Below are 10,149 nucleotides of genomic sequence, written 5' to 3' on the forward strand. Positions count from 1 at the left end.
GATCAGTGCTGATGTCTCACAACCCCGACTTTGAAACAGCCCTGCCCCTCCGAGGATCTCTGTGACCGACGTGTTGACTGCACTCCGGATCTGCTCCGGGATTCCGATAGCGAAAATCGCCGCTGCCACGGCTGCGACCAGGATGATCACGGCCGCGTACTCGATGATGCTGGCCCCCTGATCGCCTCGCCGGCGTGGGGGGATCAGGGCGAGCTGAACTCTCAGCGAGAGCTCGCGCAACCTCAACTTCTGCATGAGTGTCGTCTGCTTCGTAGGGGGCATAGGGGAAAGGCTCCTCCAGGGGGACAAGACTTCCATCGTGTGCGTCCGGTGCACGGCGGTCGGGGCGGCGCCTATGGCCTGGGATGTGACCTGTGGCGTGTGGCCCGAGTCCTGCGGTCGACCGACCCACCCAGGCACTTCCCCGAACCGTTAACCCAGAACCCGCTGTCACCACCCGGGTCCCCGGTCTCCGTCGGAGCGTCCAGGGGCGGCCCGGTTCAGGGCGTCGATCGTCCACCGACACCATCACCGGTTCTTCCCCTCCTTCCACACCACACGTCCCGTTCTCCACGTGGCCGGATCCGGCCACCCCGTGTCGTGGTCGGGCCGCCCGGCCCGAGGGCGTCCGAGATGACCGTGTTCTGGGGTGGCGGCCCGGTGGACCCCGTCGAGCCCGTCACCCCGGACGGGTTCCCTGGTACCACCGCGGCATCGAACGCAAATCCGGCCCGCGTCCCGGTTCGGCCGGCGGCCAGCAGGGTTCGGCGACTCAACTCTGAGAATTCGGGCAATGCGAAAAATCCGGGCAGCCGGGCCGGAGCGAGCAGACCGAACGCAACCCCGGGTTCCCGGCGGCTGCACCCACCGTGGCCCGGTGGGCGTGCAGCTCCGCGGAAGGGGTTGTTCACGGGAGCGGGTGTTCATGAGTACGCGTCAGTACGGGCGAGGGGGTTTGCAGGTCCACGGGGCCGAATGTCCTCACAGAAAACAGGTGGAACAGGTTCCCGCCATCCGTGCAGATCGGGCGCGGGATGCGTCGTGAGCGTTCTGGGGAAGAACGCCAATTCAGTTGGAACAGTGTCATCTTCGCACGCTCGACATCACCGCGCCATGGCCGGTCCGGGGCTGTGGACAACCGCCGCGGTGCCTTCCCTGCGCGTCCGTTGTCCGCACAGGTGCCGTGCGGCCGTGTGCGCGGGCGCTTCGGTGGTGCGCGGAGGGTGGTCGGTGTGGTTCCGGGTGTCTGTGGGGTTGCGGGAACGGCTGGGGCGTAAGGGGTGCGGGCTGGTCAGGCGTCCTGGCGCGAGGGCTGTGGAGGACTGCCCGGGAGGGTCGGTCGCCGGGTCGCAGCCCCTGGACCGGTCGCGGTCAGGGCGTCGCCGTCGCCGCAGATGCTTTCCGGGCGTATCCCGGATGGCGCCGTGGGTGCGGTGTATGGGGTATGGGGCTGCGGCCTCCATCGGGGCGACGGGACAGGGAATTGCGGTCCTGAACAGGGGAAAGGCGAAGGTCCTGTGTTCCGGGTGGTGCCCGGTCCTGGTGAGTCGCCGGTGGAGTGCATTCTGTGCGCCCTTATGGGCGGCTCGAATTCCGTTGGGTGGAAAGGCTGGGCAGAAGGCCTGGTGAGGGGTTTGGCAGGGGTTGGGTGTGTGCGTGTTTTGTGGTGGTTTGCAAGGGGTCAATATCAGGTTCCGAGGCTGATTGCTGAGAGTGGCCGAATCCGGCCAAAGAGTCAGGAGGTGCAGGTCAATTGGTGCATAAGTGGCAGCGGGCTGCGTGCGAATGTGCCAAGCTGTACTTGTCTCCGCCGGAGATGCGGGACCGGGATCGTGCGCAGTGCCCATCGGTTCCGTACCCCCGACGGAGGCCGGGTGAATGAGGAATGAGGAAAGACGTGGGTGCTCGTCGGTGTCACCAGAGGGGGCGGACGAGCACCCCGACGGACCTGCAGGTCCGAGGTGGGCCCACCGGCCCCGGAACAGGTCGATCACGGAAACAACATCACCTGTGAACGGGCCGACCGGTCCGTGCGTGTCCAAGGGGGAGCGTACGGCCCGGAGGTCTGCACCGGCGGGGGCCGGTCGGGTCGCAAGACCCGGGCGGGCCCGCAGGTCCGACCGGTTGACGGATACCGGTTGTTCGGGTGGTGGCCGTAGGTGGCCACCCGTCGGGGGACGGGTGCGGCGGAGGCGTAGGGGAGAAGCCGAGCGATCGGCCGCACCCCGTCGCACCCGGAACTCGGGCGGTGCCGAGCGGTCGGGACACCGGATGCCGGGTGCTGGAGACGGGAACCCGGAGAGACCGGGCCCTGGGGACCGGGGGGTTCCAGGGACCACGAGACACCGGGTGACCGGGATCCGGAACGCCGGGCAACCGGCGGGCCGGAGCAGGAAAGCCGGGCAACCGGCGGACTGCGAGCCGGGATGCCGGGGGAGACCGAGGCCCCGGGGGTCCGGGAAACCACGCGCAGACGTGGGAAACCGGAGGAACCGGGGGGTCGGGGCAGACCGGCGACGCCACGGAGGGCGGACACACCGGTGAGGCCGGTCGGGGCGCAGGCCCCGGCCGGCCTTTCTGCTGTGGCGGGCGAACCGCAGCACATGAGCGCGTGGACCCGGTCGTGTGGAAGGCGCAAGGCGTCCCCCTCCACAGGACGCAGACTGCTGTCCCAGCCGCAGGCGGGACCTGGAAGGTGGGCACACCGTCCGGGCACACGCGCACCCCCTTCCTCACCGTTCGCGCGGGGCGCCGAACCGGGAGGGCGCGGGCCCCGTGCCATCCGGTGACGGAGGCCGGCTCTCCGGGATCCGGACCGAGCCCGAGGTGTGATGCCTCCATGCCCTCCGCACCCGAACTCCTTCCCTCTCACCGGGTGGTGGGCCGGTCTCGAGAGCGCGGGTGGCCCGGAGCGAACCGACCCGGGGGCACGGCCCGTCCCACCTACCGCCCCCCGATGACCGACGCACGAGGTGCCGCCATGAACCACGCTCTGCCCACCCTCCTCTCGCTCGGGTTCGCGCTCCCCGGTCTGTTGATCGTCCTGATCACGCTCAAGAGGGTCCGGGACCTGGGCAGACAGGTACGGGCGGCGGCGGCCGACGCGGAGGCCCGGAGCGGGGCGCCCTCCGTCCGCGCCGACCTCACCCCGGTCGAGCTCGGCGCGCTGGTCGGAGGGGTCCCGCGTGCGCTCCGGGTCGCGTTCGCCTCCCTCGTGACCGTCGGGCTCGTGCGGCTCGAAGCGGGCACGGGGCGGGTCCTGCAGGATGAACGTGACCGGCCGGACGGCGAGCGGGAGGCCCGGACGGGGCCTCTCCAGGCGGAGATGCTGCGCCTGGCGTCCGGGGCTTTCCGGGCGTCCGGGTGGTCGGAGCTGTTCGGGGCGAGGGTGCAGCACACGGTGTCCGTACGGGCTCTGCTGACCCGCCTGACCCGCGGCCGAGCTGTCGAACGGCTGCTCGAGGACCTCATCGGCAAAGGCCTCGTGCACGACCCCAGACCCGTGGTCCAGGCGCGAAGGGGGCTGCGCGAGGGCCGGAAGGGCTTCCTGATCGGTGTGGTCATGTTCGGTTGGGCCGTCCTCCTCAGCCTGTTCTTGAGCCGGATGCCCGGGATTTCGTCGGTCCCGCTGCTCCTCCATGCCGCGGTCGGGCTGTTCGTGCTCGTGGCGTCCGTGGTCGGGCTGTGGCAGATCCGTGCAGCGCTCCGCGTACGCGTTCCGTTCCTCACCCCTCTCGGTGCGGGGGAAGTGGAACAGGCCCGGGTCCGGTACTCGCCGGAGACGGGACACCGGTATGCGGACGAGGTTCGCTCCCGGTACCCCGAGGGCGTGGGTGCGCAGGACACCGACCTGCTGTTGCGCATGGTCGCCGTGCACGGAACGCGGGCCGTGCACGGCGTCGCCGTCGCGCACGGGTGGACGGCGGAGTCGGTGGAGAGCGGTTTCGAGTTCGAATGCCGGTTCGTCGCGGGCGTCAAGGTCCTCGTGGAGCACGACGGGGACGGTTCCGACGGTGCCGGGGCCGACGCCGATGGTGGTGGGGGCGGCTTCGACGGAGACGGAGAGTCCGGCGGGTCCGCCGGGGGAGACGGAGGGTTCGGTGGCGACGGTGGAGGCGGCTTCGGGGGCTTCGGTGGTTCCGGTGGCGGTGACGGCGGCGGCGACGGCGGAGGCGGCAGTGGGGGCGGCGGATCCGGTGGAGGGGGTCCGTGAGGATCCGTGAGAGGGCACGGTGAACCGGATGTCGAGGGAGCGGGGCCGGGCGTGACTCGGCCGCCCCGCACCGGGCCGCCGTCGTCGGGTGAGCGGCGTGTGACTGTGCGGGATTGAGTTGAGTCCGGGTCAAACTTCGGTTACCCGTGAGTAGTGACCGGGTTCACAACCGTGGATGCTCGTGGGACACGGCACGGCCCCACCCCCGGGGCGGCCCCCATGATCAGGAGCCCACGTGAGATCACACCCCCGCTCGCGACGACGGCGCACGCCGGTGGTTGCGACCACCGCAGCCGGCACACTCCTCGTCTCCATGACCCTGACCACAGGGACCGCGGCCGGAGCCGCCGAAGGCGGTGGAGCCGCTGGGACCGAGGGAGCCGGTGAAGCCGCCCAGGTCGAGGCCCAGCTCGCCGAGTCCGGGCTCGACCTCGAGCTCGACGACGCCGACACCTCCTACGACGTCCTGGAACAGCTCGAACAACCCGAGGCCGACAGCCCCGAGGCCGACAACGAGTTCTACGTTCCGCCCGAACCCCTGCCCGACGGCGAACCCGGCGACGTGATCCGCGCCGAACCCTACGAACCCAAGGTCGACCCGCTCGGCATCGGCACGTTCCCCGCCGAGAGCTGGCGTGTGATGTACCTGTCCACCGACGCCCTCGGCGAGCCCATGGCGGTCACCGGAACGGTCATGGTCCCCGAGGCCGACTGGGAGGGCGAGGGCGAACGACCCCTCGTCTCCTACGCCATCGGCACCCACGGCCTCGGCTCGCACTGCGCCCCCTCGGTCGGCCTAGAACAGGGGCTGGACTACGAGGCCGCCTTCATGAAGGAGGTCGTCGACGACGGGAACGCGCTGGTCGTGCCCGACTACGAAGGGCTCGGCACCCCGGACGACCACACGTACATGGTCGGGAGCTCGCAGGGCGCCGCCGTCCTCGACGCCCTGCGCGCCGCGACCGACCTCGACGAGGCCGACGAACTGACCGGCGAGACGCCCATGGGCATCACCGGCTTCTCCCAGGGCGGGGGCGCGGCCGTGTGGGCGGGGCAGATGCACCCCGAGTACGCGCCCGAACTGCCCCTGGAGGGCGTGGCAGCAGGCGGGGTTCCGGCCGACCTCGACCGGGTGGCCGAGAACATCGACGGGGGCCTGTACTTCACGTTCCTGGCCTTCGCCGCCCACGGCTACAACGCCGCCTACCCGGAACTGCCGCTGGAGGAGCACCTCAACGCGCGGGGCGAGTTCCTGTTCGAGAAGGTCTCCGACGGATGCATGGTCGACACCCTGCCCCTGGGCGTCGGCAAGAGCATGGACGACCTGCTCGAGATCGACCTCATCGGCACCCCCGAGTGGCAGGCGCGCCTGGAGGAGAACAAGCCCGGCGGGACCGCGCCCGAGGCACCGTTGTACCTGTACCACTCCACCGGCGACGACGTCATCCCGGTCGACCAGGCCGAGGAGATGCGCGACGCCTACTGCGAGGCCGGGGCGACGCTGGAGTGGCACGAGAACCGGTCCGGTCCGCACATCACCAGCTTCCTCCTCGACAGCGGCGACGCGCGCGCCTGGCTGGGCGAGCAATTTGCGGGTGAGGAAGCGGAGAGCGACTGCTGACCGGTCGACGCCTCTGACCCCGGATCGCCCGAGCGGCCGCCTCGCACGGAGCGGGGCGGCCGGGGCGCTGTTCTGTCGTCGTGGCCGGCTCTTCCGAGGGGGCTGCCTGCCCGGAATCGCCGTGCGGGATCAGATCGCGATGACGCCGATGGCCGCGGATGCGGCCAGCAGGGCCAGGGTGAAGCCCCACATCCACATGAACGAGTACCGGATGTGCTTGCCCAGGTCCACGCCGGCCATCCCGACCGCCAGCCACACCGAGGCGTTGAACGGGCTGATGTAGGTCCCGATGATGTTGCCGATGATGAGTGTGTAGGCGACCGTCGTGGACTCCACCCCCTGCTGCACGGCGATGTTGTCCACCAGCGGAAGCAGCGCGAAGTAGTAGGCGTCGGTGCTCAGCACCAGCTCCAGCGGCATCCCGAGGAAACCGATGACCAGGTGCAGCTGCTCGACCAGCACCTCCGGCAGGAACGAGACCATGTTCCCGGCCAGGGCCTCGAGCATCCCGGACTCCTCCAGGATCCCCAGGAAGGCACCTGCAGCCAGGATGATGCCGCCCGTGCCCAGGGCATTGGGGGCGTGCTTGCGCACACGCTCCATCTGCTCGGAGACGCTCGGGCAGTTGATGAGCAGCGCCAGACTGAGCGCGATCATGAAGACCAGGCCCGCGGGCAGGATGTCGGCGACCAGCACGCCCACCGTCGCCGCGATCAGCAGGTAGTTGACCAGCGGGCGGTGCGGGCGCTCGGCGAGGTCGGGTGCGGAGCTGTCGGAGCTGTCGGTGGAGGCGGGGTCGGCGGGGTCGTCGGCCGCGTCACCGCTGCCGGACGGGGACGGGGCCCGGTCGGCGTCGTCCGAACCGCGGCCCCCGACGCCGCTCATGTGAGGGGCCTTCCGGCGGGCGGCGATCCGGCGGCGCTCGCGCACACCCAGGAGCGCGGCCATCCCTACCAGCAGGACCAGGCCGATGGCCTGCACAGGGATCAGCCCGTGCCAGAGCTCGATCGGGCTCAGGCCGATCACCGCGGCGGCGCGACCGACCGGACCGCCCCACGGCAGCATGTTCATGATGCCGACGCTGGTGCAGAGCAGCAGCATCAGCAGGTACGGGCTCATCTCCAGGCGTTTGTACAGCGGCAACAGCGCCGGGATGCAGATGAGGAAGGTCGTGGCACCGGACCCGTCGAGGTGGCACACGGCCCCGAGCAGGACCGTGCCCACGCTCACGCCCACGACGTTCCCGCGGCTCAGCCGCAGCATGGCGTTCACCAGCGGGTTGAACATGTGCACGTCGTTGAGCACGCCGAAGAACAGGATCGCGAAGATCAGCATCACGGCCACGTCCATGACCGAACCGAGGCCGGATTCGAAGAACTCGGTGATCTCGGCCGGGGAGAAGCCGGCGGCGAAGGCCCCCAGGAGGGGGATGAGCGTCAGACCGACGATCGGGGACACGCGTCCCAGGATCAGCAGCGTCGCCACCGAGGCGATGACCGCGAATCCGATGATGCTGAGCATGGTGACTTCCGATAGCGGGGTCGGGAACAGGGCTCCGCGGGCTGCTTCGGGGAGGGGTGGCACGCACCGGGGCGACACCGTCGGTGCCGCCCCGTGTTTCCTGCGGATTACGTCACATGATGCGCGTTACATGGCCTGGATCACGGCCTTGTGTTCGTTCGGGGATTAATGGTCGTAATGTTCGCGTCGGTCTGCATTGGTCCGGTCGTCGGCTGCCCGCAACATGGGGGTCATGCGTGAGAGAGCTCGACGGCGCCGTGTCTCCCTGACCGGCCAACTCTTCGTCGCGAGTGTGGCTCTGCTCGGGTCGGCCCTGCTCGTGGTCGGCCTGTTGTGGACACTGCACCACCGGGCGCAGGTCGAGTACCAGTACGAGCAGAGGGCACTTGCGATCGCACGCTCCGTGGCTGCGGCACCGGAGATCCGCGAGGCGTTGGCGGGTGGCGCGGAGGCCGAGCGCGGGAACGGCGGAGACATCGCCCGCGCCGCCTCGGACGTCCGTGCAGAGACCGGGGCGCGCTACGTGGTGGTCGCCGACCGGGACGGGATCCGGCACTCCCACCCCGACGAGGCGGAGATCGGCCGCCCCACCAGCACCGACCCCTCCGAACCGTTGGCGGGCCGCACCTGGACCGGCGTGCAGGAAGGGCCGGCCGGAGTGACGCTGCGCGCCAAGGTTCCGGTCACGGCGCCCGCTGGTGGCGCCCCGGAGGCAGACGAGGGCCCGGCCGAGGACGGGGTCGCCGGGTTCGTCTCCGTCGGGATCCTCGTGGACGAGCTCGACACCGCGCTCGCCGACGCCCTGCCCGGCATCGTCGCCGCCACCGCAGGCATGCTCCTGGTCGGTGCGGGCGGCGCATGGCTCATCTCCCGCCGTATCCGCGCCCAGACCCACGGCATGGAACCCGAGGAGATCACCGAGCTCCTGGACGGGCGCGAAGCCCTCTTCCACGCGGTCAGGGAAGGGGTGCTCGCCGTGGGGGCCGACGGGCGCATCTCCCTCGCCAACGCCCCCGCCCGGGAACTGCTCGGGCTGCCCGAGGGGTGCGTGGGCGACCGCCCCGACCAGCACGTCGGCGAAGGCGCGCTCCTGGACCTGCTCACCGGACGCGACGCCGACCACGGGGTCTGCATCGCCGTCGGCGCGAGCATCCTCGTGTGCGACCGGCGCCCGGTGCGGGTCGGGCAGGCCGACGGGGGAGCGGTGGTGACCGTACGCGACCACACCGAGCTCAGCCGGATGTCCGACGAGCTCGACGGGGTGCGCACGGCGACCTGGGCGCTGCGTTCGCAGAGCCACGAGTACGCCAACCGCATCCACACCGTCGCCGGGATGCTGGAGCTGGGCGAGGCCGAGCACGCACGTTCCTACCTGGCCGAACTCACCGCCGCGCACACACGTGCCAGCACCGACATCGCCCAGCGCATCGGGGACACCTCGGTCGCCGCGCTCGTGCTTGCCAAGTCGGCGCAGGCCAACGAGCAGGGCACCGTGCTCGAGCTGGAACCGCTGTCCAACCTGGACTCGCCCCTGGAAGGAACCCTGCGCAGGGACGTGCTGCTCGTCGTCGGCAACCTCGTCGACAACGCCCTGCAGGCCCTGGGCGAGGGCGGACGCGTCGAGCTGCTGCTGCGCGAGTACGGGGCGCAGGAGAGCGAGGACGGAGCGATGTTGGAGATCCGCGTCATCGACTCCGGCCCCGGTCCCGCGCCCGGGGTCCGGGACGACCTCTTCGCACCGGGGACCACCACGAAGCTGGGCCCCGGGCACGGTCCGCGCGGGTTGGGCCTGGCGCTGGTGCGTCAGGCCTGCCTGCGGCGTGGCGGATGGGTCGACGTGGAGCGCGACGACGGGGACGTCGGCGAAGACGGCGGCAACGGCGGCCGAGGCGCCGGTGAGACCGTGTTCAGTGCGTGCCTGCCCCTGAACGGCAGGGGTCCCGGGCACGGAGACGACGGCTCCGAGATGGAGAGCCCGACAGGAGGTGTGCGGTGATCAAGGTCCTGATCGTGGAGGACGACGCGCGCGTGGCCCACAACCACCGGTGCCTCGTGGAGGAGACACCCGGGTTCACGGTGACCGGGGTCGCGCACACCGCCGGCGCGGCCATGGGGTCGATCGCTCGCGAACGGCCGGACCTGATCCTGCTCGACCTGTTCCTGCCCGACCGGTCGGGCATGGAGCTGCTGCGGACCCTGCGCGGGCCCGGACGGTCCAAGGGGGACACGGGTTCGGAGGACGACGGGGGTGCGCACGAGGACGGGCTCGTGGACGCGCTGGTCATCACCGCGCTCCGGGACGTGGGGCACGTGCGGGAGGCGCTGCACAACGGGGCCGTGCACTACCTGATCAAGCCGTTCAGCCTGTCGTCCCTGCGTGACCAGCTAGAGCGGTATGCGGCCGCGCGCAGCCGGCTGGAGCAGTCGGGGGAGGCGACGCAGAACGACGTGGACCGGGTCGTGGGGCTGCTGCGCCCGGCGAGCAACCGGTCGCACTCCAAGGCCCTGGCCTCGCCGACCGGAAGGATGGTCGCCGAAACCCTGCGCCAGTCGGGGACGGACCTGTCGGCGACCGAGACCGCCGAGCGCACCGGGGTGGCGCGGGTGACGGCGCGGCGGTACCTGGAGCAGCTGTGCACCGACGGGCGGGCGGCGCTCACCATGCGGCACGGGTCGACCGGAAGGCCGGAGCACCGGTACCGGTGGGTGGCGTAGGGGTGCGCTCATCCGGTGCCCCGGCCCGTTCTCCGGGGACGCTTCTATGTCAAGCGGCGGGCCCGTAAGCCCTCTGCCC

At 70.8% G+C, this 10,149-nt stretch carries 6 protein-coding genes; 4 read left to right on the plus strand and 2 right to left on the minus strand.

Features of this window, described 5'->3' with window-relative positions; all coding sequences use genetic code 11:
- Nucleotides 1-282 (minus strand): hypothetical protein (locus tag D474_RS33065; RefSeq protein WP_051051136.1); only part of this gene is annotated, 282 nt, incomplete at its 3' end.
- Between the two features lie 2,674 nt (nt 283-2,956).
- Here D474_RS33065 and D474_RS34000 point away from each other — a divergent pair.
- Both D474_RS34000 and D474_RS0126895 read left to right on the plus strand, forming a co-directional pair.
- Nucleotides 2,957-4,213: a hypothetical protein gene (locus D474_RS34000; RefSeq protein ID WP_152477113.1), complete on the plus strand. Its 1,257-nt coding sequence runs from the start codon at nt 2,957-2,959 to the stop codon at nt 4,211-4,213.
- 274 nt (nt 4,214-4,487) lie between these two features.
- Nucleotides 4,488-5,834: a lipase family protein gene (locus D474_RS0126895; protein ID WP_017616574.1), complete on the plus strand. Its 1,347-nt coding sequence runs from the start codon at nt 4,488-4,490 to the stop codon at nt 5,832-5,834.
- A 129-nt stretch (nt 5,835-5,963) separates the two neighbouring features.
- On the opposite strand, the gene D474_RS0126900 is transcribed toward D474_RS0126895, so the two are convergent.
- The gene (locus D474_RS0126900; protein ID WP_017616575.1) at nt 5,964-7,355 is read right to left on the minus strand and encodes a CitMHS family transporter; all 1,392 of its coding nucleotides are present in this window, start codon (nt 7,353-7,355) and stop codon (nt 5,964-5,966) included.
- A gap of 232 nt (nt 7,356-7,587) precedes the next feature.
- Between D474_RS0126900 and D474_RS0126905 the strand changes: the two genes are divergently transcribed.
- A complete protein-coding gene (locus tag D474_RS0126905) occupies nt 7,588-9,351 on the plus strand; it encodes an ATP-binding protein (protein WP_152477117.1) in 1,764 nt (587 codons plus the stop codon).
- Nucleotides 9,348-10,070: a response regulator gene (locus tag D474_RS0126910; protein ID WP_017616577.1), complete on the plus strand. Its 723-nt coding sequence runs from the start codon at nt 9,348-9,350 to the stop codon at nt 10,068-10,070. The genes D474_RS0126905 and D474_RS0126910 overlap by 4 nt, the downstream gene beginning before the upstream one ends.
- Nucleotides 10,071-10,149: the final 79 nt, after the last annotated feature.

Source organism: Nocardiopsis salina YIM 90010 (assembly GCF_000341025.1).
GTDB classification, from domain to species: Bacteria; Actinomycetota; Actinomycetes; order Streptosporangiales; family Streptosporangiaceae; genus Nocardiopsis; species Nocardiopsis salina.

Coding starts and splice junctions, on each gene's coding strand:
- D474_RS34000 (WP_152477113.1), top strand. CDS start 2,957: ATGACCGACGCACGAGGTGCCGCCATGAACCACGCTCTGCCCACCCTC.
- D474_RS0126900 (WP_017616575.1), bottom strand. CDS start 7,355: ATGCTCAGCATCATCGGATTCGCGGTCATCGCCTCGGTGGCGACGCTG.
- D474_RS0126905 (WP_152477117.1), top strand. CDS start 7,588: ATGCGTGAGAGAGCTCGACGGCGCCGTGTCTCCCTGACCGGCCAACTC.